The sequence below is a fragment of the Actinoplanes sp. CA-252034 genome, assembly GCF_050956125.1.
In the GTDB taxonomy this organism is placed as follows: Bacteria; Actinomycetota; Actinomycetes; order Mycobacteriales; family Micromonosporaceae; genus Actinoplanes.
In genome coordinates, this window is the sequence record NZ_CP191846.1 from 7,728,876 (window position 1) to 7,749,428 (window position 20,553).

At 70.3% G+C, this 20,553-nt stretch carries 21 protein-coding genes and 1 pseudogene; 5 read left to right on the forward strand and 17 right to left on the reverse strand.

From position 1 onward, the window contains the following. Window positions 1-8: 8 nt before the first annotated feature. From ACQPZW_RS35115 to ACQPZW_RS35135, 5 genes and pseudogenes are all read right to left on the reverse strand, one after another. A complete protein-coding gene (locus tag ACQPZW_RS35115) occupies window positions 9-464 on the reverse strand; it encodes a LamG domain-containing protein (RefSeq protein WP_433797711.1) in 456 nt (151 codons plus the stop codon). A gap of 228 nt (window positions 465-692) precedes the next feature. After that, window positions 693-1,040 (reverse strand): annotated as a pseudogene (locus tag ACQPZW_RS35120) (LamG-like jellyroll fold domain-containing protein); the annotation flags it as partial. Next, entirely contained in the window at window positions 1,025-2,296 is a 1,272-nt protein-coding gene (locus ACQPZW_RS35125) for a LamG-like jellyroll fold domain-containing protein (RefSeq protein WP_433790306.1), read from the reverse strand. The gene ACQPZW_RS35125 and the pseudogene ACQPZW_RS35120, both read right to left, overlap by 16 nt. Next, window positions 2,278-2,799, reverse strand: coding sequence for a hypothetical protein (locus tag ACQPZW_RS35130; protein WP_433790307.1), 522 nt, complete (start codon window positions 2,797-2,799; stop codon window positions 2,278-2,280). Before ACQPZW_RS35130 ends, ACQPZW_RS35125 begins: the two co-directional genes overlap by 19 nt. Window positions 2,800-2,900: 101 nt before the next feature. Then, window positions 2,901-3,551: a helicase gene (locus ACQPZW_RS35135; protein WP_433790308.1), complete on the reverse strand. Its 651-nt coding sequence runs from the start codon at window positions 3,549-3,551 to the stop codon at window positions 2,901-2,903. Window positions 3,552-3,583: 32 nt separating this feature from the next. Here ACQPZW_RS35135 and ACQPZW_RS35140 point away from each other — a divergent pair, with 32 nt between their 5' ends. Further along, window positions 3,584-4,243 (forward strand): signal peptidase I, encoded by a 660-nt coding sequence (locus ACQPZW_RS35140; RefSeq protein WP_433790309.1) that lies wholly within the window; start codon window positions 3,584-3,586, stop codon window positions 4,241-4,243. Here the strand turns inward: ACQPZW_RS35140 and pafA are convergent. The 7 genes from pafA to arc all read right to left on the reverse strand — a co-directional run bounded on the left by pafA (window position 4,204) and on the right by arc (window position 12,391). Further along, a complete protein-coding gene (gene pafA / locus ACQPZW_RS35145; RefSeq protein WP_433790310.1) occupies window positions 4,204-5,562 on the reverse strand; it encodes a Pup--protein ligase in 1,359 nt (452 codons plus the stop codon). The genes ACQPZW_RS35140 and pafA overlap by 40 nt on opposite strands. 109 nt (window positions 5,563-5,671) lie before the next feature. Further along, window positions 5,672-6,466, reverse strand: a complete 795-nt coding sequence (gene prcA, locus ACQPZW_RS35150; protein ID WP_433790311.1) for a proteasome subunit alpha — start codon at window positions 6,464-6,466, stop codon at window positions 5,672-5,674. A 31-nt stretch (window positions 6,467-6,497) separates the two neighbouring features. Beyond that, window positions 6,498-7,337, reverse strand: a complete 840-nt coding sequence (gene prcB, locus ACQPZW_RS35155; RefSeq protein WP_433790312.1) for a proteasome subunit beta — start codon at window positions 7,335-7,337, stop codon at window positions 6,498-6,500. Between the two features lie 142 nt (window positions 7,338-7,479). Continuing rightward, entirely contained in the window at window positions 7,480-7,695 is a 216-nt protein-coding gene (locus ACQPZW_RS35160; RefSeq protein WP_360292182.1) for a ubiquitin-like protein Pup, read from the reverse strand. 102 nt (window positions 7,696-7,797) lie between these two features. Further along, window positions 7,798-9,315: a depupylase/deamidase Dop gene (gene dop, locus ACQPZW_RS35165; RefSeq protein WP_433790313.1), complete on the reverse strand. Its 1,518-nt coding sequence runs from the start codon at window positions 9,313-9,315 to the stop codon at window positions 7,798-7,800. Window positions 9,316-9,362: 47 nt separating this feature from the next. Then, on the reverse strand, window positions 9,363-10,553 hold the full coding sequence (locus tag ACQPZW_RS35170) for an acyltransferase family protein (protein WP_433790314.1): 1,191 nt from the start codon (window positions 10,551-10,553) through the stop codon (window positions 9,363-9,365). 56 nt (window positions 10,554-10,609) lie between these two features. Further along, window positions 10,610-12,391 carry a proteasome ATPase gene (gene arc, locus ACQPZW_RS35175; RefSeq protein ID WP_433790315.1) on the reverse strand — a complete coding sequence of 594 codons (1,782 nt, stop codon included), beginning with the start codon at window positions 12,389-12,391 and terminating at the stop codon, window positions 10,610-10,612. A gap of 174 nt (window positions 12,392-12,565) precedes the next feature. Between arc and ACQPZW_RS35180 the strand changes: the two genes are divergently transcribed. Continuing rightward, window positions 12,566-12,859 carry a ferredoxin gene (locus ACQPZW_RS35180; RefSeq protein WP_433790316.1) on the forward strand — a complete coding sequence of 98 codons (294 nt, stop codon included), beginning with the start codon at window positions 12,566-12,568 and terminating at the stop codon, window positions 12,857-12,859. A gap of 2 nt (window positions 12,860-12,861) precedes the next feature. On the opposite strand, the gene ACQPZW_RS35185 is transcribed toward ACQPZW_RS35180, so the two are convergent. From ACQPZW_RS35185 to ACQPZW_RS35195, 3 genes are all read right to left on the reverse strand, one after another. After that, the gene (locus ACQPZW_RS35185; protein WP_093611934.1) at window positions 12,862-13,452 is read right to left on the reverse strand and encodes a hypothetical protein; all 591 of its coding nucleotides are present in this window, start codon (window positions 13,450-13,452) and stop codon (window positions 12,862-12,864) included. A gap of 101 nt (window positions 13,453-13,553) precedes the next feature. Further along, a complete protein-coding gene (locus ACQPZW_RS35190; RefSeq protein ID WP_433790317.1) occupies window positions 13,554-14,489 on the reverse strand; it encodes a tRNA (adenine-N1)-methyltransferase in 936 nt (311 codons plus the stop codon). A 21-nt stretch (window positions 14,490-14,510) separates the two neighbouring features. Next, window positions 14,511-15,602 (reverse strand): site-2 protease family protein, encoded by a 1,092-nt coding sequence (locus ACQPZW_RS35195; RefSeq protein ID WP_433790318.1) that lies wholly within the window; start codon window positions 15,600-15,602, stop codon window positions 14,511-14,513. A 613-nt stretch (window positions 15,603-16,215) separates the two neighbouring features. On the opposite strand from ACQPZW_RS35195, the gene ACQPZW_RS35200 reads away from it, so the two are divergent. From ACQPZW_RS35200 to ACQPZW_RS35210, 3 genes are all read left to right on the forward strand, one after another. Next, window positions 16,216-17,049 carry a RecB family exonuclease gene (locus tag ACQPZW_RS35200; protein ID WP_433797712.1) on the forward strand — a complete coding sequence of 278 codons (834 nt, stop codon included), beginning with the start codon at window positions 16,216-16,218 and terminating at the stop codon, window positions 17,047-17,049. After that, window positions 17,001-17,330, forward strand: coding sequence for a PD-(D/E)XK nuclease family protein (locus ACQPZW_RS35205; RefSeq protein WP_433790319.1), 330 nt, complete (start codon window positions 17,001-17,003; stop codon window positions 17,328-17,330). The genes ACQPZW_RS35200 and ACQPZW_RS35205 overlap by 49 nt, the downstream gene beginning before the upstream one ends. A gap of 696 nt (window positions 17,331-18,026) precedes the next feature. Then, a complete protein-coding gene (locus ACQPZW_RS35210; RefSeq protein WP_433790320.1) occupies window positions 18,027-18,644 on the forward strand; it encodes a LuxR C-terminal-related transcriptional regulator in 618 nt (205 codons plus the stop codon). 313 nt (window positions 18,645-18,957) lie between these two features. On the opposite strand, the gene ACQPZW_RS35215 is transcribed toward ACQPZW_RS35210, so the two are convergent. After that, window positions 18,958-19,752 (reverse strand): DUF4097 family beta strand repeat-containing protein, encoded by a 795-nt coding sequence (locus ACQPZW_RS35215; RefSeq protein ID WP_433790321.1) that lies wholly within the window; start codon window positions 19,750-19,752, stop codon window positions 18,958-18,960. Window positions 19,753-20,056: 304 nt separating this feature from the next. After that, entirely contained in the window at window positions 20,057-20,524 is a 468-nt protein-coding gene (locus tag ACQPZW_RS35220; protein ID WP_433790322.1) for a hypothetical protein, read from the reverse strand. Window positions 20,525-20,553 lie beyond the last annotated feature (29 nt).

A 20,553-nucleotide genomic window follows, 5' to 3' on the forward strand; every position in this document is an offset into this window, starting at 1 on the left:
TAGCCTGCCTAGTAATTGGCGTACACCCGCCACAGGTTCTCCTGGTCACTGAGCTGACGGCTGTAGGCGGCGAGCTCGTCGACCGTCCCGGTGAGGTAGGGATTCGGTGGCTCGGACGGCCAGCCGGCGAGCGGCAGGAGCGGCAGCCCGCCCCACCGCCAGTACCCTGTCGCCGACGCCGACGTGGTGATCGCGGTGTTCGCCACTCGCACGCCGTCGACGTAGAGCTTGAGCCCGTCGGCGCCCACACTGCCCATTACGTGGTGCCAGCCGCCGTCGGTCACCGTCGCCGCGCCGACCACGGTGACCGGGACGCCCCCGCTGATCACCCCGAACCGTGCCTTGCCGGCGGTGTCGACGTAGAGCATCCGGTCGGTGGAGGCGCTGCCCAGACCGCTACTGGTGTCCGCGAAGCCGGCGATCACCCCGCTGTCCCCGGCGGCCACCCGGATCAGGCACTCCACGGTGAACGCCGACGGGGCCGCGGCACCGGAGTACTTGCCGTTCCACCCGTTGGCGACGCCACCGAACGCGACCGCCGTCGAGTTGGCGTGGCCCGTCTTGGTGGTGCCGTCGAGACCGCCGAACTCCTCGACCGCGAGGCCGCCGAGCAGCTGGGTGAGGCCGGCGGTGGTCAGGGCGTACCCGTTGAGGATCCGGACGTCGTCGATCCGGCCCTGCCAGCCGGCCGCGGTGGCCCCGCCGGTGAGCCGCCGGCCGATCTGCACCGCGCCCGACGAGGTCCAGTCGGTGGTGTGCGCGGTGGCGGTGCCCGAGGACCGGCCGTTGACGTAGAGCCGGATCTCGTTGCCGGCCTGGTGGACCCCGGCGACGTGGGTCCACTGGTCGAGCACCACCGAGCCGGCCGCGCTGTAGGTGACCGTCGGGGTGGCCGCCGCCGAGTCGCTGGGCCACAGTCGCATCGCCCACCGGTTCTGGGCCTGGTCGTAGCCGATCGTGAAGGCCGTCGTGTTGGTGCCGTTCTGCGAGATGATCGTGCGGTCGGCGCTGGTGTTCGTCAGTTTCACCCAGGCTCCGGCGGAGAAGCTGCCGTTGGTGTCGACCTGCCCGGCGGGGCCCTGGAGGTATCCGTTGGAGCCGCCGTGGGGATGCTCAGACCGTTACCGGTGCGACCGGTGGCGAGCGAGGCGGCCGACCCGAGAGTCACGCCGGTCGTGGACCGGGCGCTGACCGTGCCACCGCCGGTGCCGGCGGCGCTCGCCGTGTACCCGGGGGTTCCGGACGCCTCGTCGAAGGCCCAGCGGGCGGTGGCGCGTACCGGAAGCTCGGCGACCTCGGCCGCCGACAACGCCCGCCGCCAGGTCCGCGCCTCCCCGATGATCATGCCTGTCCCGGTGTCCCGGCCACCGTAGGAGGACCACGCGTTGGCGATCCGATACCGTCCGAACCCGATGTTGCGGCCGGTCGCGGCGTTCACCGGGACGGTGTGCGCGGCGGTCGCCGCGGCCGCGGCACCGTTGACGTAGAGCGTCATCGTCCCGGTGCCGGATTTGAACACCCCGGTCAGCAGCGCCCACGTGTTGATCACGGCGGTCGGGCCGTGAACCGTGTCCCAGCCGGTGACGCCGGTCAGGGTGCTCGGGTCCTTCGCCATCGTGAAGGTCCAGCACGGCGGCGCCGCACAGGAGGCACTGTGGTCGGCGACCAGGGCGACGTCGCTGCGCGGGTACGAGCTGTTCGTCAGGTGGGCGACGGCCGCCCGCGTCCCGTTCGTGGCCGGCGCGGTGTCGCCGAGGTTGGCCCACACCGACACGGTGAAGCTGCGGTCGGCGCGGAACGGTGACAACACCGACGAGAGCGCGGCTTGGGGGAACGAGGGGTTCGAGGACGCGCCCAGCATGTACGCCCCACCGGTCGGCCCCGGGCTCGCGGTGATCGTCATGCCGCTCGCCGTGTGCTGGCCGGTGTTGGTCGCCCCCGAGGCGTCGGCGAACCTGGTGGCTCCGCTGCCGTCGTCCATCCGCCACCACATCGACGACCCGTTCGTCGGGCCGGCGTAGGTGCCGTTCTGGCTGTTGCCCGACGAGTCGGCGGCGACCGACGTGACCGCCCCGGACTGGAGGTCCTCGCCGCGGTGATAGAAGACCGGGCCGCCGCCGGTGATCACCTCGGGCACGCCGGGGAAGTTCGCCGACGCCGCCACGGTGGCCGGCGCCGACGCGGTCGCGGTCCACGCGCCGCCGGCCGTGCCCCAGAGCCACGGGCCGGCGGCCAGGAGGACGCCGGCCAGCACGATCAGCAGCATCCGGCGCACGGTCAGCTCCGGGCTTCCCATACGGCGGTGAAGGTGCTGGTCAACCCGGTGGCGGTGTCGTCGCTGGGCAGCAACAGCTCGAAACGCCAGGCCCGGGTGGCGTTCTGGGTGGCCGCCCAGGAGCCGTCGCCGGTGGCCCAATCGGTGTGCGCGGAAAGGTAGGCGTCGAGTTTCAGGGTGCCCGACGCGTTGTAGAGCACTCCGGCCGAACTGAAGTCGCCGCAGTCGGTCTGGGTCCCGGTCCCGTAGCGGACGCGGGCGATCAGCTTGGCGCCGAGACCGCCGCTCACCGCCGGAAAGAACATCCGGACCGTCGCCGGGATCGAGCCGGTGTACTGGGTGATCACGCAGGTGACCGGATTGCTGCCGGGGATGGCACCGGTCACCGCGAAGACCTTGCTGCCGGGTGCGTCGGCGGTGATCGCGACGGACCCGGCGGTGAAGCTGTTGGCGTCCGAGGACGTGGTCTTGACGAACGCGGCGTCGACCAGCGGCAGTTGTAGCCCTGCCACTGCCGCCAGCACCAGGGCATGAGGCCACCTACCTCTCGCCATGCCCCTCTGTTCGGCCGTTCCCGCGGCGGCGTTAACGTCCCGGGCGGTAGCCGCCCGCCCGGGACGTCGGGTCAGTTGACCTGTGCTTCCCAGGTGAACGTGGCCGTCGCGGACTGGCCGGACGACGCGTTGCCGGTTCCGGCGGGCATCAGCCAGGAGATGCGGTACCAGGCACTGTCGTTGCCGGTCACCGTCCACTCGGTGCCCGACGAGGAGTTGAACGTGGCCGGGAACCCGCTCAGGACACCGCCGGCCGCCGTGCCGAGGGTGTTGTAGACGTCCGCGGCGGTGGTGTAGCTCGCGCAAGCCGAGTTGGTGGCACCGGTGCCCCGGTCCACCTTCACGATCAGGGCACCCTGCAGGGCCGCGTTGCCGCCGAGGGTCGCGTACATCCGGATCTTCGCCGCCCCACCGGTGTAGACAACCTCCACACAGCGGGTTTCACCGGTGTAGACATTGTCCGGCGCGAACGGGTAGGCGATCGTCGTGTCCGTGCTGTCCGGGCGGATGTTGCTGACCGTCCAGTTCACGCCGCCGGTCATGGTGTTGGTGATGTTCGTGACCGAGCCCGAGTTCCAGGTGTTCACCGCGCTGTTCGTGGTGGCCGAGTAGGCGGCTTGCGACGACTGCCAGACCAGCAACGAACCCAGCAGGATGCTCAGCGGCACCGCCACACCGGTGACACGGCGCCGTCGACGGCGTCCGTCGGCAGATTCGGTCATGTCTTGACTCCTCGTGGGTACCGATGACTCCGATGACCACGATCGGTAGCGACCAGGGCACTTTAAGCGAACGCCGGACGGGACACAGTGAGTGGCACGCCTGGGCCAGGCTCGTCTCGATCCTCGCCGCCCGGATCATCATCGGCACCGCGGCGGTGGGCGTGTTGTGGTCGATCCTCCCGGTCGCGTTCGGCTGGACCAGCGTGGTCGTGACGTCCGGTTCGATGGGCCCGCGGATCCGCACCGGTGACGTGGCCATCGCCAGCCCGGCGACCAGCGCCCAGATGGTCCCCGGGCAGCCCGTACTGGCCGACAATCCGGTGCGCGCCGGAAACCTGCTGCTGCACCGGGTGATCCGCCGCAACGCCGACGGCGCGCTCGTGACCAAGGGCGACGCGAACCCGGCCGAGGACTCGACACCCGTGCCGCCGAGCTCGGTCGTCGGGCGGCCCCGGTTGCTGGTCCGCTACATCGGGCTGCCGGCCTACTGGCACGGCATCGGCGAACATCGCAAGGTGGCCGCCACCGCCGTTGTGGGGGCGTTGCTCCTCCTCGTCGCCATGCGTCGCACCGACGAGGAGGAGCTCACCCCGGAGCATGTGCCGGCCCGGCACCGGCGCCGGTCACCCGCGCACCGGCGCCGCCGGGGTCCCTACATACTGGCGATCAGGCGCTCCACCCGCTCGTCGTAGGCACGGAACGGGTCCTTGCAGAGCACGGTCCGCTGTGCCTGGTCGTTGAGCTTCAGGTGCACCCAGTCGACGGTGAAGTCGCGCCGCTTCTCCTGGGCGTGCTTGATGAACTCGCCGCGCAGCCGGGCCCGGGTGGTCTGCGGCGGCGTCTCCTTGGCCTCGAAGATCTGCAGGTCGTTGGCGATCCGGTCGACCTGCTTGCGCTTCTCCATCAGGGCGTAGAGGCCGCGGCCCCGGCGCACGTCGTGATAGGCCAGGTCGAGCTGGGCGATCCGCGGATGCGACATCGGGATCTCGTGCTTGGCCTGGTAGCGCTCGATCAGCTTGTATTTCGACACCCAGTCGATCTCACGGGAGACGGTGTCGAGGTTGTCGCTCTCGACCGCGTTGAGGACCCGGCCCCACAGCTCGACGACCCGCTTGGCGACCGGGTCGCCCCCGCGCCGCTCGACGAACTCCGTCGCCTTCGCCAGATACTCCTGCTGGATCTCCAGCGCGGAGACCTCCTTGTTGTTGGCCAGCCGGATCTTGCGGCGGCCGGTGACGTCGTGACTGACCTCGCGGATCGCCCGGATCGGGTTTTCCAGGGTCAGGTCACGCATCACCACGCCCGCCTCGATCATGCGCAGCACGATGTCGGCGGACCCCACCTTCAGCAGGGTGGTGACCTCGTTCATGTTCGAGTCGCCGACGATCACGTGCAGCCGCCTGTACCGCTCGGCGTCGGCGTGCGGCTCGTCGCGGGTGTTGATGATCGGCCGGGAGCGGGTCGTCGCGCTGGAGACGCCCTCCCAGATGTGCTCGGCACGCTGCGACAGGCAGAACACCGCGCCCCGCGGCGTCTGCAGCACCTTGCCTGCGCCGCAGATCAGCTGGCGGGTCACCAGGAACGGGATGAGCACATCGGCGAGCCGGCCGAACTCGCCGTGGCGGCTCACCAGATAGTTCTCGTGACAGCCGTACGAGTTGCCGGCGGAGTCGGTGTTGTTCTTGAAGAGGTAGATCTCCCCGGCGATGCCCTCGTCGTGCAGGCGCTTCTCTGCGTCGACGAGAAGGCCCTCCAGGATCCGCTCCCCCGCCCGGTCATGGGCGACCAGATCGGTGACGGAGTCGCACTCGGGCGTCGCGTACTCGGGGTGGGAACCGACATCGAGGTAGAGGCGGGCGCCGTTACGAAGGAACACGTTGCTGCTGCGTCCCCAGGAGACCACTCGGCGGAACAGGTAGCGGGCCACCTCGTCGGGCGACAGCCGCCGCTGTCCCCGATAGGTGCACGTGACTCCGTACTCGGTCTCGAGGCCGAAAATTCGCCGTTCCATGTCAGAACACTACCGGCAGAAACCGGTTCAGCGGCACCCACAACCGGCCCTTTCCATGATTGCGGGGCGTGGTCACCCTGACCACGCCCCGCAATCGTCACGCAAATCGCTACTCGGTGTCCTCCGAGGCGGCCGATTCGGTCGGCTTGCCCTCGGACGGCGCGGGCGGGGCCGCGTCGACCTCGCCGAGCTCCGCGTCCGCCACCGCCTCGTGCCCGAGCAGGGTGGTCAGCGCCGCCCCGGTGAGCCGCCGGAACGCCCTGCCCGGCCGGCGCCGGTCCAGCACCGCCACCTCGAGCTGCTTGTCGGTGAGCTGGCGGGGCTGCCCGTTCTCGCCGCCGACGCTGCCGAGCGCCTCCGACGCGAGGGCCAGCGCGACGGTCAGCTCGGCCGTCGCGTCGTGCCGGTCGCGCAGGACGTTGCCGATCGCCTCGGCCTGCCCGCCCATCGCCATGAAGCCCGGCTCGTCCATGACCGAGCCGTCGTAGGTGATCCGGTACAGCTCGTCGGACTCGGGCGAGGCGCCGACCTGCGCGACGCAGATCTCCACCTCGTACGGTTTCTGCGTCTCGGAGAAGATCGCACCGAGCGTCTGGGTGTACGTGTTGGCCAGCGACCGGGCGGTCACGTCGCGCCGGTCGTAGCTCAGGCCGACCATGTCGGCCATCCGCACCCCGCCGCGGCGCAGCGCCTCGAACTCGTTGTACCGCCCGACGGCAGCGAACGCGATCTTGTCGTAGATCTCGCTGATCTTCCGCAGGGTGGTGATGTTCTCGGCGACCAGCAGGATGCCGCCCTCGTAGGTGAGCACCACGGCCGACCGGCCGCGGGCGATGCCCTTGCGGGCATACTCCGAACGGTCGCGCTGGACCTGCTCGGGTGATGCGTAGAACTGCATGGCCACAGGTGGCTACCTCTCTTCCTCGAAGTGCGGGTCAGCCGCCCGGGTTCTCGTTACGCCCCGCGACGACCCGCTCGGCCACCGTGGTGATCTCTTCGTCGCTGAGCCGGTGCGTGCCGGCCGCCGTGGCGGTCATCACCACCGGGTAGATCTTGCGGATCACGTCCGGCCCGCCGGTCGCGGTGTCGTCGTCGGCCGCGTCATACAGCGCCTCGACCGCCAGCGTGATCGCGTCCTCGGTGCTGACGCCGGGACGGAAGCGCTTCTTCAGCGCCGCCTTGGCGAACAGCGAGCCCGAGCCGATCGACTCGTAGCCGGTCTCCTCGTAGATGCCGCCGGCCACGTCGAAGCTCCAGATCCGGCCGGGGCCCACACCCTCGGCCGGCGCCAGGTCGAACCCGGCGAACAGCGGCACCACGGCCAGGCCCTGCATGGCCGCGCCCAGGTTGCCACGCACCATCGCGGCCAGGCGGTTCGCCTTGCCGTCGAGGGAGAGCATGGCGCCCTCGATCTTCTCGTAGTGCTCCAGCTCGACCTGGAACAGGCGGATCAGCTCGATGCCGATGCCCGCCGTCCCGGCGATGCCGATCAGCGAATACGCGTCGGCGGGGTGCACCTTCTTGATGTCCCGGCTGGCGATGAGGTTGCCCATGGTGGCCCGGCGGTCACCGGCCATCACCACACCGTCGGCCGTCGCGATCGCGACGATCGTGGTGCCGTGCGGCGCGATGTCGGCGGACAGACCCGGCGGCAGCGGCCGGCGGCCCGGAAGAAGCTCCGGGGCGGCCTGACTCAGGAACTGCGTGAAGGAGGACGTCGAAGTGCTGGTGAAGAAATCCGGTAGACGCCCGGATGGATCAAAGCCCGTCGCCACGTGGTTCCTTTCAGGTACGTGCAGTTGAGGCACACTATCCCGCCGGAGCGTGCGGGGCGCTCAACATCATCGACATGTCTTGGGGAAATGGCGGACGCCGCCGAAGCGGCGGCGCCCGGTCATTCAGAAACGGACAAAACCCTTACTGGCCGCCCTTTTGGACATAGCCTCGGACGAACTCCTCAGCGTTCTCCTCCAGGACGGAGTCGATCTCGTCCAGGAGGTCGTCGACGTCCTCGGTGATCTCGGCGTGCCGTTCCGCTACCTCGGGATTGGCCTCGACGGTGACGTCCTCGATCTCCTGGTCGCTGGAGCCCTTACTGCTCTGCGACTGACCACCTGTGTCTCGGGTTGCCATGGATGTCCCCCTTCTCAGCCGTCCCCGAAGTCCTGCAACATCGGGTTGGGAAAAACCTACCTCGCGCCTATGACGAAACGGCCCGCCGGAACGGGTGTTTTATTACCGGCTCGTGATCACCTCGAGCAGATCCTTCGCGCTCTCACACTTGTCGAACAGCGCGCCGACATGCTTCCTGGTACCGCGTTCCGGCTCCATCATGGGCACCCGGACCAGAGACTCCCGGCCCACGTCGAAGATCACCGAGTCCCAGCTGGCGGCGACCACCTCGGAGGCATACTGCGCGAGGCAGCGGCCCCGGAAGTAGGCGCGGGTGTCCTCCGGCGGCTCATACATGGCGCGGTGGGTCGCCTCCGGGTCGAGCAGGGTCTTCATCGATCCCCGCGCCACCAGGCGGTGGTAGAGGCCCTTCTCCGGCCGCACGTCGGAATACTGCAGGTCGACGAGCTGCAGTTTCGGCGACGACCAGCCGAGGCTCTCCCGCTCCCGGTAGCCCTCGAGCAGGCGCAGCTTGGCCACCCAGTCCAGGCTGTCGGAGAGCAGCATCGGGTCGCGGCCCAGCTTGTCGAGCGCGTCCTCCCACCGGTCGAGCACGTCGGCGGTCTGCTCGTCGACGTCGGCGCCGAGCCGGTCGTCGACGAACTGGCGGGCCCGCTCGAAATACGCCCACTGCAGGTCCAGAGCGGTGAGGCGGCGGCCGTCGCGCAGCCGCATGAGGTGCTTGAGCGCCGGGTCGTGGCTGACCGCCTTGAGCTCGCTGACCGGGTCGGCGATGCCCAGCTCGCCGGTGAACACCTTCTCCTCGATCATGTTGAGGATCAGAGCGGTCGTGCCCACCTTGAGGTAGGTGGAGATCTCCGACAGGTTCGCGTCGCCGATGATCACGTGCAGGCGGCGGTACTTGTCGGCGTCGGCGTGCGGCTCGTCGCGGGTGTTGATGATCGGCCGCTTGAGGGTCGTCTCCAGACCCACCTCGACCTCGAAGAAGTCGGCGCGGGAGGAGATCTGGAAACCGGCGCCGCTGCCGTCCTGGCCGATGCCCACGCGACCGGCGCCGCAGAAGATCTGCCGGGTCACGAAAAACGGCGTGAGGTGGGCGACGATGTCGGCGAACGCGGTCTGCCGGCGCATCAGGTAGTTCTCGTGCGCCCCGTACGACGCGCCCTTGTTGTCGGTGTTGTTCTTGTAGAGCTGGATCCGGTGGGCGCCCGGGATGGTGGCGGCGCGGCGGGAGGCCTCGGCCATGACGCGCTCGCCGGCCTTGTCCCACTTGACGATGTCGAGCGGGTTGGTCACCTCGGGCGTGCTGTACTCCGGGTGGGCGTGGTCGACGTAGAGGCGGGCACCGTTGGTCAGTATCACGTTGGCCAGGCCGAGATCCTCGTCGGCGAGCGCCTCGGCCGGATCGTAGGCGGCCCCGGAGTAGGTGAAACCGCGAGCGTCACGCAGCGGCGACTCCTCCTCGTAGTCCCAGCGGGCGCGGCCTTTGCTGCTGAGCTCGGGGCGGGCGCCGTAGGCGTTGACCACCTGGGAGGACGTGACCATCGGATTGGCACCGGGCTGACCGGGAACCGAAATGCCGTACTCGACCTCGGTCCCCATAATCCGTCGAACGCTCATGCGACCACCCTGTCCGCCACGAAGCTGCGCCTGCTCATGCATCGAGCCTAGACGCTTTCGTATCGCTTTCCGAAGCTCCCCGTACGCGCGTCTGTACCTTGCGTGGCGATGTTGATCACGATGTCCCGGCGGGCGAGAGCCTGAGCGGGCCGTTCGACCCAGCGATGACCTGCCCAGGCCACGGCCGGTGCGCCGATCAGAAAAGCGACCGCGGAGATCATCGGGTCCGGCGTGCCCCAGCGGATCACCGCCAGGACGGGGAGGTGGAGCAGATAGAGCGAATAGCTGATCGCGCCGAGCCGGACGAGGCCCCCCGGCACCCACCGCTCCCGCAGGAGGAACGCGATCGCGAACGTCGCACCCACCGCGACCGCGACGCTCGGCGAGGTCCGCATCGCCACACCCACGGCGACCAGGGCGAGAACGGGGATCGCCACCCGGCTCGAGCTCTCGCGGTGCTGCGCCCGGTAGATCACCGTCCCGGCGAACATGACCGCGAGCATCTGCGTGGCCTGCGCCGACGACGCGCTGGTCACCATGTCGGTGGCATGGCCATTGAGCAGCGGCAGGGCGATGGCGGCGAGCCCGGCGGTCCCGGCCGCCAGGGCGAGACGTCGCTTCCCGGAGAGGTACGCCCAGAGCACCGCCCCCAACAGCACCGCCGCAGCCACCGCGGTGATCCGGCGGGCCGCCGGGCTCCCGCCGAGCAGATCGCTGGGCGGCCCGATCACCGCCGCCAGGGTGAGCCCGGCAGCCCACCAGGCGCTGTCGCGGTGCCGCCCCCACACGAAGAGCCCGGCCACGACGAGGTAGAAGACCATCTCGAAGGAGAGCGTCCAGAACGGCCGGAGCACGCCGCGGGTGCCGATCAGGTCCTGGAGCATGGTCAGGTGCCCGAGGACGCTGGCCGTCGTCTCACCGGCCAACTGATCGGGCATGCGCACGATGCCGGCCGCCGCGAGACCGATCGTGACGAGGACGGCGAAGAGGTAGGCCGGGTAGATCCGCAGCAGCCGGCCGGTCCAGAACCGGCGCAGGTCGCCGTGCCGCTCCAGCGACATCGGGATGACGTAGCCGCTGACCAGGAAGAACAGCAGGACGCCGTACTTGCCGAGGTCGATGATCGCGAAGATCCGCAGGTGCAGGTCGCGACCGAGGACCACGGGGCTGAGGTGGAACACGGCGACGACGGCAGCGGCCCAGCCGCGAAGAGCGTCGAGCCAGGCCAGACGGGTCATACGGGATGAACGAGAGCGGGGCCGGAGGGAAACCCCCGGCCCCGTTCGTGGAGCTGTTACAGGTACTGGCCGGTGTTGGACGCGGTCTCGATGGACCGGCCGGCCTCGGCGCCCTTGCCACCGGAGACGAGCGTGCGGATGTAGACGATCCGCTCACCCTTCTTGCCGGAGATACGGGCCCAGTCGTCCGGGTTGGTGGTGTTCGGCAGGTCCTCGTTCTCCCGGAACTCGTCGACGCAGCTGTCGAGCAGGTGCTGCAGGCGCAGCCCCTTCTTGCCGGAGGTGAGGAACTCCTTGATCGCCATCTTCTTGCCGCGGTCGACGATGTTCTGGATCATCGCGCCGGAGTTGAAGTCCTTGAAGTACAGGACCTCCTTGTCACCGTTGGCGTAGGTGACCTCCAGGAAGCGGTTCTCCTCCGTCTCCGTGTACATCCGCAGCACGACCGCCTCGATCATCGCGGCGACCGTCGCGTCCCGGTTACCGCCGTGCTCGGTGAGGTCGTCCCCACTGAGCGGCAGCTCCGACAGGATGTACTTGGCGAAGATGTCCTTCGCCGCCTCCGCGTCCGGACGCTCGATCTTGATCTTCACGTCGAGCCGGCCGGGCCGCAGGATGGCCGGGTCGATCATGTCCTCCCGGTTGGAGGCGCCGATCACGATCACGTTCTCCAGGCCCTCGACACCGTCGATCTCGCTGAGCAGCTGGGGAACGATGGTGTTCTCCACGTCACTGGAGACACCCGAGCCACGGGTCCGGAAGATCGAGTCCATCTCGTCGAAGAACACGATCACCGGGGTGCCCTCGCCGGCCTTCTCACGAGCCCGCTGGAAGACCAGGCGGATGTGCCGCTCGGTCTCACCCACGTACTTGTTGAGCAGCTCCGGGCCCTTGATGTTGAGGAAGTAGCTGGTGTGCTTCTCCTCGCCACGCCGCTCGGCGATCTTCTTGGCCAGCGAGTTGGCCACCGCCTTGGCGATCAGGGTCTTGCCACAGCCGGGCGGGCCGTAGAGCAGGATGCCCTTCGGCGGGCGCAGCTGGTGCTCCCGGAACAGGTCGGCGTGCAGGAACGGCAGCTCGACCGCGTCGCGGATCTGCTCGATCTGCGAGTGCAGGCCACCGATGTCGCTGTAGTCGACGTCGGGAACCTCCTCCAGGACGAGCTCCTCGACCTCGCTCTTCGGGATCCGCTCATAGGCGTACGCCGAGCGGGGCTCGATCATGAGCGAGTCACCGGCGCGCAGCTTGTCGACGTCGAGCGAGTCGGCGAGGAACACGATGCGCTCCTCGTCGGCGTGCGACATCACCAGCGCCCGGTCGCGGGGGCCGCCGGACGGGTTGTCCAGCACCTCCTTGAGCGAGACGACCTCGCCGGTGCGCTCGAACCCGAACGCGTCGACGACGTTGAGAGCATCGTTCAGCAGGACTTCCTGTCCCCGCTGAAGCTCGTCGGCCGCGAGCGACGGCGAGACCGCCACCCGCAGCTTGCGGCCACCGGTGAACACGTCCACCGTGCCGTCCTCGTGCGCTGCCAGAAAAACGCCGTAGCCGCTGGGCGGCTGGGCGAGCCGGTCAATCTCTTCCTTGAGAGTGACGATCTGGGCTCTGGCTTCCTTGAGGGTCGCCACGAGCCTCTCGTTGTTCTCGGTCACTCGGGAGAGCTGCGCCTGCGTCGCCGCAAGCCGTTCCTCGAGCTGCCGGACGTGTCGGGGGCTCTCCGTCAACTTCCGCCGAACCAGAGCGAGTTCTTCTTGCAAGAACGCGACCTGACTGGAGAGATCGTTGACTTCCTTCTCCGCTCGCGCGGCGCGGGAGTCCGCTTCGTCGCTACGTGCCACGTCCCACCTCCCCGGGGGGCTCGAACGTTATGGCTCAACACTAGCCGTTCAGAAACCGTTTTTGACCCATGCAACACCCTCGTCACCGACTCTTGATCGATTGGTGCGACCGCGGCTGAGCCGGTCGGTCAGAGTTCGGGTACCGTCGGCCCCGACGGGTTGCGGGAGGTAGATGTGTCGGCTGACACTGATGAGCTGCGGGTCTGGATCGATCAGGATCTCTGTACCGGTGACGGACTCTGCGTTCAGTACGCCCCGGAAGTGTTCGAACTGGACATCGACGGCCTCGCCTATGTAAAAGACCACACCGGCGAGTTGCTGCAGGCTCCAGGCCTGCGCGCGGACGTGCCGCGGCAGTTGCTGCTGGAGGTCATCGACTCCGCCAAGGAGTGCCCCGGCGACTGCATCCACGTGGAGCGGGCCGCCGACGGCATGGCCGTCGCCGGCCCCTTGAGTGAATCGGACTGAGCTCAGAGAGTGGGACGGCCGACCAGCGAGGCGACCACCCGGGAGAACTCCTCGAGCCGGGCGATCTGACCGGCGCCACCGTCGTCCAGCGTCTTGCCGAAGCGCAGCGCGTCGTGCCGCAGCGGCGCCCGGCCCTCGTCCTCACCCACCCCGGGCGGCGGGACGGCGTCGTCGACCGAGCTGAGCAGCAGGTAGACGTCGATACTGTCGACCCGCGCCTGCCCGTTCGGTGTGCGGGTCAGCCGCCGCCGGCAGCCCACCTCGGTCACCGTCGACAGCGGCACCACCCGTAGCGACGACGTCATCGCCCCGACCGGGCCGTCGCCGGGCGCCACGTCCTCGCCGTGCCACAGGACCAGGCGGCTGCCGTCACACACGACGACCTCCTGCCACACCCCGTTCACCTCGTTGACGAAACGCTCCAGCGTGAAACACAGCACCTGGGCGCCCCGCAGGACCCCGAAGAGCGCCTCCAGGGCCACCTCGGGGTCACGCAGATAGGCGCGGGCGGCCGAGTCCAGGTCCGGGTACGGCGACCAGTCCGGGAAGACCGCCGGCATCTCGTTGCTACCGCCGAACGGTGGAGAACTCATCGCGCCGCCTTCGGTTCGCTCGCGAGCTCGCTCAACGCGCCCACTCCTGTCCTCCCGAGGCCTGGGCCCCCAAGGAACCTACCGGACGAAAGATACGGCGGTCACTCCCCCGCCGCTTCGACGGCCTGCACCGCCAGCGCCGCCTGGGTCGCCTTGCGAATCGCGTACGCCTCCGCGCCCTTGCTGGGTTTGCGCCGCCGCGGCGGCGCGGTGACGCCCGGGGCGAGCTTGCGGGCCGACACCAGGAAGGCGGTGTGCGCGATCATCCGGTGATCCGGCCGGACCGCGAGCCCGTCGGCGTGCCAGTCGCGGACCAGCGACTCCCAGGCCCGCGGCTCGGTCCAGCCGCCGCGCTCACGCAGCGCCTCGACCAGCTCGGACAGCTGCGGGGTGGTCGCCACGTAGCCGATGAACACGCCACCCGGGATCAGTGCCTTCTCGACCATGTCGAGGGCCTCCCACGGGGTCAGCATGTCCAGGATGATCCGGTCGAAACCGGTGATGTCGTTGCCCGCCACGTCACCGTTGTGCAGATGCCACGCCGGGTGCGGACCGCCGAAGAAAGCCTCCACGTTCTTCCGGGCGATCGCCGCGAAGTCGTCGCGCAGCTCGTAGCTGTGCACCTCACCGGAACTGCCGACGGCCCGCAGCAGCGAACAGGTCAGCGCACCCGAGCCGGCACCCGCCTCCAGCACCTTCGCGCCCGGGAAGACGTCGCCCATCGCGACGATCTGCGCCGCGTCCTTCGGGTAGATCACCTGCGCGCCGCGCGGCATCGACAGCACGTAGTCCGACAGCAGCGGGCGCAGCGCCAGATAGGCGGTGCCGCTGGCCGCGGTGATGACGCTGCCGTCGGGCAGGCCGATCAGCTCGTCGTGCGACATGGCGCCGCGGTGCGTGTGGAACGCCTTACCGGGCTCCAGCACGATCGTGTGCATCCGGCCCTTCGGGTCGGTGAGCTGAACGCGGTCGCCCACCCGGAACGGCCCACGGTGCGCGGGGACGTCGTCGACGGCGGGGGCTGGGGTTGTGGTCACTGCTCTTCTCTCAGGAGGTCGCTAATTTCGGCTCGCGCGCCGGGGTTCCAGCACGGCGGCCACGTCGGCGACCCGCAGGACGCCCACGACATCCTCGCCTGCGGTCACCAGGTACTGCGCGCCAGGGTGGGCCTGAAGCGCGCGAACCACCTGCTCACCGGTGAGCCCGAGCGGCAGCGTGGTCAGCGCGTCACGGGACCGGGCCACGCTCTCCACGCTCACCCAGGGCCGCCGGTCGACCGGAATCCGCTCGGCGGCGACCGGATCGACCAGTGCGGTGAGGCTACCCGCCGAGTCGGCGACCGCCAGCACCACGTCCGGCCGCGGGTCCTCCGAGCGGCGCCGCTGCGCCTCACCCAGCGGCGTCCCCGCCGGGACCGCGAGCACCGGCCGGACCAGCGCACCCAGATCCACCAGCGGGAACCGCCCGGTCATCCGCCCCAGCCGGATCGACTGGCCCGCGCCCTGCCAGAGGGTCAGCACCACCAGCAGCACGAACACCAGACCCAGCCCGGTGATCACGTCGACCCGGTACAGCACCATCGCCCCCGCCGCGGTCAGCAGAGCCAGCGCCCGACCCGACCAGCCGGCCACCACGGTCGCCCGGTTCCGGTCCTTCAACACCGCCCACAGCAGCGCCCGCAACGCCCGGCCCCCGTCCAGCGGCAGGCCCGGCAGCACGTTGAAGAACGCCACCAGCACATTGCTCAACGCCAACTGGAAGGCGATCTCCCCGGCCAGCGTGTGATCGGGCAGCACCACCGCGGCCACCGTCGCCGCCCCGCCCAGCAGCAGCGACACCGCCGGGCCGGCCAGCGACACCAGAGCGTCCACCCGGGGAGCCGGCGCGTCCCGGTCCATCTCCGTCCAGCCGCTCAAGAGCTCCAGAGTGATCCGCCGCACGCCGATGCCGAACCGGCGGGCGGTCAGCGCGTGCCCCAGCTCGTGCAAGAGCACCGACCCGAGCAGACACCCCACAAAGCCCAGGCCGACGAGGTACGCCCACGGCTGCGCCAGGTCGAGCTCGGTGCGCGCGTAGTTGCCATACACCACCGTGACCAGCACCGCTAGCAGCAGCATCGACCCGTTCGCATGCACCGGGATGCCCGCCACGTGCCCCACCGGCCGCCCGGCCCCGGCAGGCGGCCCGGTCGCGGCCCACCCTGCGGCCCCTGCGCTGCTCGGCTCTGCTCCACGCGATCGATGCTACGGACACGCCCGCGCGGGACCCACCCCGCGTTTTTCGTCGTACCCCTGGCCTAGCCTCTGTGACATGACGGCGCTCTCTCCCATGGCGGCCCAGCCGGTGTCCCCGACCCCGCAGGCGGTCCCCCCGCAGTCCGGCGGCCGGGCCGCGGCCGAGGGCCGGACCACTCCGGCGCCCTCCGCCGTGGACCAGACCACCGACCCGGCCTCCCCCGCCGCGAGCCACACCACCGCCTCGGCCTCTCCCGCCCCGGCCTCTCCCGCCGCGGGCCGGACCGCCGCCGCGGGCCACACCACCCCGACCTCCTCCGCCACGGGTCAGGCCGCCGACCCTGCCTCTTCCGCCACGGGTCAGGCCGCCGACCCTGCCTCTTCCGCCGCGAGCCAGGCCGCCGACCCTGCCTCTTCCGCCGCGGGCCAGGCCGCCGACCCTGCCTCTTCCGCCGCGAGCCAGGCCGCCGACCCTGCCTCTTCCGCTGCGGGCCGGGCCCGTCGCCCGGAGACCCCGGCCGGCCCCTCGCTGTCGCCTTCGCGGGCGGCCGACTTCAAGACCTGCCCGTTGCTGTTCCGCTTCCGCACGGTGGACAAGCTGCCCGAGACGCCGTCGGCCGACCAGATCCGCGGCACGCTGGTCCACGCCGTCCTTGAGCGCTTGTTCGACCTGCCCGCCGCCGACCGCACCCCGGACGCCGCGGCCGCCCTGGTCACTCCCGAGTGGGAGCGCCTGGTCACGCAGGAGCCCGAGCTCGCGGCCGTCTTCGCCACCGACCCACCAGTCAGGGGCCGGCCGGCCCCCACCCCACTCTCCGGTGCCGCCACCGGCGGCCCGTCCACCCCGCTCGGACCTGCCACGGCCGACGGCACCGCCGCCACCCCGGCTCCCATGGACGGCTCATCTGCCGCCGGCGGCTCGATCGCGGCGACCGGCTCGCCCACCGCGAGTGGGCTGGTGCGTGATCCGGCCGCGGTCGAGGCGGAGATCGACGCGACCGGGCAGGCCGCGCTGATCGACCTACCGGACGGTGCCGCCGAGGCAGCCCGGATCGCCGCCTTCCTGGCCGGCGCCCGCGACCTGCTCGCCGGTTACTTCGCCGTGGAGGACCCCCGTCGCCTGCAGCCGGCCGAACGAGAGACCCTGATCTCCACCACGATCGGCGACGACCTGCTGTTGCGCGGCTACATCGACCGTCTGGACGTCTCCCCCGCCGGTGACCTGCGGGTGGTCGACTACAAGACCGGTGGCGCTCCCCGTGAGGCGTTCGAGGGCCGGGCGCTGTTCCAGCTCAAGTTCTACGCTCTGGTCCTGTGGCGTGCCCGGGGTGTGGTCCCCGTGCCTTACGACTGCTCTACCTGAAAGATGCCGAGGCTCTCGACTACAGCCCCGAGGCGGGCGAGCTCGAGCGCTTCGAGCGGACCCTGATCGCCCTGTCCGCCGCGATCGAGCGAGCCAAACGCGACCGCGACTTCCGGCCCAAGCCCAGCCGTCTGTGCGGTTGGTGCAGTTACCAGGCCCTGTGCCCCCAGTTCGGCGGCACCCCACCGCCGTTCCCGGAGTCGCCCTCCACCAGCACGTTCGTCGCCGACACCGAGCCCGACCGGGTGGGTGCCCTCCTCCGGGACGACCCCGTTGGCTGATCCCGGCCGACCTCGGTCGCGCACTCCGGGTCTTCGCCCGGCGGCGAGGACCGGATCGGCGTGCCCGCTGGAGGTGGCGCCATGACCGGACCGATCCGTGTCCTGCTGGCGGACGCGGCTCCCCTGCAGCGGGCCGGCCTCCGAGCGGTGCTCACCGGCGGTGGAGCCGCGCGGCCGGGTAGGGACGGCTCGGCGGACCGGTCCACCCCGCTGAGCGAGCACAGTCAGGCGAGCCCGACCGCTCACCCTGTCGAGGGTGATCATTTGAGCCGGACCACTCCGCAGACCGGGGACGGCCAGGTGAACCGGACGGCTCCCCATGCCCGGGACGGCCAGGTGAGCCGAGCGGCTTCACACGGCCGAGATGGCCAGGTGAGCCGCACCGCTCCACACGGCCAGGACGGTCAAATAAGTCGAGCGGCTCCCACTGGTCGGGACGGCCAGGTGAGTCGTACCGCCCCCCACCGCCAGGACGGTCAAGTGAGCCGGACGGCTCCTAATGGCCGGGATGGCCAGGTAAGCCGCACCGCTCCACACGGCCAGGACGGTCAAGTAAGCCGGACGGCTCCCGATGGCGGGGACGGCCAGGTAAGCCGGAACGCCCCATATGGGCAGGACTATCAGACGAGCGGGACCGCCACACCCGGCCGCGACGGTCGGGCCACCCGTGTCGACCCATACGGCGAGAACGGTGCGATGGATGGGGACGGTCGGACGGGCGGCCGGGAGATTGTCGTCGCCGGGGAGGCCGGTGATGGTGTCGAGGCGGTCGACCTGGCTCGGCGGCTGCTCCCGGACGTCCTGATCGCTGATGTGACGCTGCCCCGCATGGACGGTCTCGCCGTGGCCCGGGCCGTCACCGAGGCTCGCCTCGCCGTGCGTGTCCTGCTGTTGACCGGTCACGACACCGACGAGGAAGTGGTCGCCGCGGTCGGCGCCGGAGCCGCCGGGTACCTCTGCAAGGACGCCCCACAGGCGGAACTCGTCGCCGCGGTGCATGCCGTGGCCTCCGGAGGTGCGGTGATCACCCCGCCGGTCCTGGCGCGAATGCTGACCCGGCTCGCCGGGACCCTGCCCACCACCCCGGACGGGGCCGCGACCGCCAAACTGTCCCCGCTGACCGGCCGTGAACGCGAGGTCCTGGTGCACGTGGCCCGAGGCCGCAGCAACAGCGAGATCGCCGCCATCCTCGGCGTCAGCGAGACCACCGTGAAAACCCACGTCGGCCACGTTCTCACCAAGCTTCGTCTCCGCGACCGAACCCAGGCTGTCGTCCTCGCCTACGAGACGGGCCTGGTCCGCCCCGGCGTCTGACACCAGCCTCCATCGGGCCACCGTCTCCGTCAGCGGTGGGGAGCTCTCCCACCATGGATCTTCCGGAGTCAAGGTCTCCAGGCCCGGACGATCGCGCCCTCCGCAAGCCGCCGAGGACCACAAGCCGCCGAGGAGCGCAAGCCGCCGGGGAGCGCAAGCCGTTCTCGTTGCAGCTCATGGCTTGAACGGCGCCACGCCGGCCCTCAGCATCCTTCCGTGGCACGTCCGCAGGCATTCAGGCCCAGATGCTTGTCCGGCCGGGGCATGGCCGAGTCGCCGCGCGAGCGCGATGCGGGCTCAGCGGGACTGCCGGTCAGGCGGCGCGTTCGACGCGGATGTCGCCGGAGGAGGTGCGGACCTTCAGTTCGAGGGTGGCGCCGGTCGACGGGGGGTTGTCGGCGGGGGCGGCCAGGCTGTTGACGTTACGGCCGGACGAGGTGTTGAGGTCGAGCCAGACGCCGGTGCCCGGCGCCACGCCGACACGGACGTCGCCGGAGGAGGTTCGGATCCTGGCATGGCCCTGGTGCAGGCGGCCCACCTTGATCTCACCGCTGGCGCTGGTGGCGTCCAGGGAGGCGCCGACCGAGCCGAGACGGATGTCGCCGCTTGACGTGTCCGCGGTGACGTCACCGATGACGTCGCCGATGGTCAGGTGGCCGGAACTGGTTTTCAAGGTGACCGCGCCGCCGGCCCGGCCGAGGGTGAGGTGGCCGCTGGAGGCGGTGATGCTCGCGTCGCCGTCGACGTTCTCGACCTCGGAGTGGCCGGAGGAGAGTTTCAGTCCGACCTGGGCGTAGCGGCCGGTGGCGCGGATCGCGGCGGAGGCACTGCGACCGGTCAGGGTGCTGCCCTCGGGGACCCTGATGCTGATGGCGAGGCTGTGTCCTCGCCGCCAGAGGGCGCCGCGGCGTTCGGGGACGTGAACCACCAGGGTGTCGCCTTCGAGGGCCACGGTGACTTCGGCGGCCAGCTCACGGGCGGCGCTGCTGTCGCCGATCGGGGTGATGTCGACCTGGATCGTCTCGTGCCGGCCGGCTTCGACGTCGACCCGGCCGCTGAGGGCGCGGAGCGAGACGGTCACGGGTTCGGTGCGCGCGTACTCGTACATCTGAGGTCTCCTCGAAAGACGAAGGGTGCGGGACTCGAAAACCGAAAGGCAACGCCCAGCCGATCGCCGGACGAGAAGCGTGAGACTCGGAAACCGAAAGGAACCCCTGCCGGTCAAAGCGCACGGTGAGGAAGAAGAACGCCAGGCCAGCGGGCCGGCGAACGGCGGCCGGAAGGGCGAACCCAGCCGGATCACGAACTCGGTGAACGAGAAGGTGAAGCCAGACGGCGGGTCCCGATGAAGAGGACGAACGACCGGACGGTGAGGCGTAGACGAAAAGTGATCGACGGTCGAAAGGAGAGGCTCAGGCTTGGAAGAAGCCGGTGACCCGGCGACCCCCCGAGCCTCCCGAGTCGCCGGGTTTGACGGCGGTGGCGACGGCCCGGACGAGCCACGCGTTGACGGAGACGCCTTCGGTGGCCGCGGTCTGCTCGACCAGGGTTTTGAGGCTCTCCGGCATGCGCAGGGTGAGCCGGGCCAGGTCGCCGCCGGTCTCGGTGACGGCGGGCGCCGGGGCCGGTGGCTCGGGCGCGGCGCCGGTGACGACGAGGTCGGCTTCGCGCCCGCGGAGCCTGACCTCCACGGCGGGCCCGTTGAGCCGGGTGGTGATCTCGGCGGCGGCGTCGGAGAGGGCTTCGAGCAGGGCGAGCCGTGCGGATGACTCGAGGGCGCCGCCGAGGAGGTCGGCGGCACGGACGGTGTCCGGTCCGGCGGGCGCGGCGACGGCGGCGAGGTCGGCGCGGAGCCCTTCGAGGTACGGCGTCAGGTCCATGCCTCCACTATGACGTCATCATGACGTCA

Coding starts and splice junctions, on each gene's coding strand:
- ACQPZW_RS35170 (WP_433790314.1), bottom strand. CDS start 10,553: ATGACCCGTCTGGCCTGGCTCGACGCTCTTCGCGGCTGGGCCGCTGCC.
- ACQPZW_RS35215 (WP_433790321.1), bottom strand. CDS start 19,752: ATGTACGAGTACGCGCGCACCGAACCCGTGACCGTCTCGCTCCGCGCC.
- ACQPZW_RS35125 (WP_433790306.1), bottom strand. CDS start 2,296: ATGGGAAGCCCGGAGCTGACCGTGCGCCGGATGCTGCTGATCGTGCTG.
- ACQPZW_RS35160 (WP_360292182.1), bottom strand. CDS start 7,695: ATGGCAACCCGAGACACAGGTGGTCAGTCGCAGAGCAGTAAGGGCTCC.
- ACQPZW_RS35185 (WP_093611934.1), bottom strand. CDS start 13,452: ATGAGTTCTCCACCGTTCGGCGGTAGCAACGAGATGCCGGCGGTCTTC.
- ACQPZW_RS35135 (WP_433790308.1), bottom strand. CDS start 3,551: ATGACCGAATCTGCCGACGGACGCCGTCGACGGCGCCGTGTCACCGGT.
- dop (WP_433790313.1), bottom strand. CDS start 9,315: ATGAGCGTTCGACGGATTATGGGGACCGAGGTCGAGTACGGCATTTCG.
- pafA (WP_433790310.1), bottom strand. CDS start 5,562: ATGGAACGGCGAATTTTCGGCCTCGAGACCGAGTACGGAGTCACGTGC.
- ACQPZW_RS35220 (WP_433790322.1), bottom strand. CDS start 20,524: ATGGACCTGACGCCGTACCTCGAAGGGCTCCGCGCCGACCTCGCCGCC.
- ACQPZW_RS35210 (WP_433790320.1), top strand. CDS start 18,027: ATGGATGGGGACGGTCGGACGGGCGGCCGGGAGATTGTCGTCGCCGGG.
- ACQPZW_RS35140 (WP_433790309.1), top strand. CDS start 3,584: ATGACCACGATCGGTAGCGACCAGGGCACTTTAAGCGAACGCCGGACG.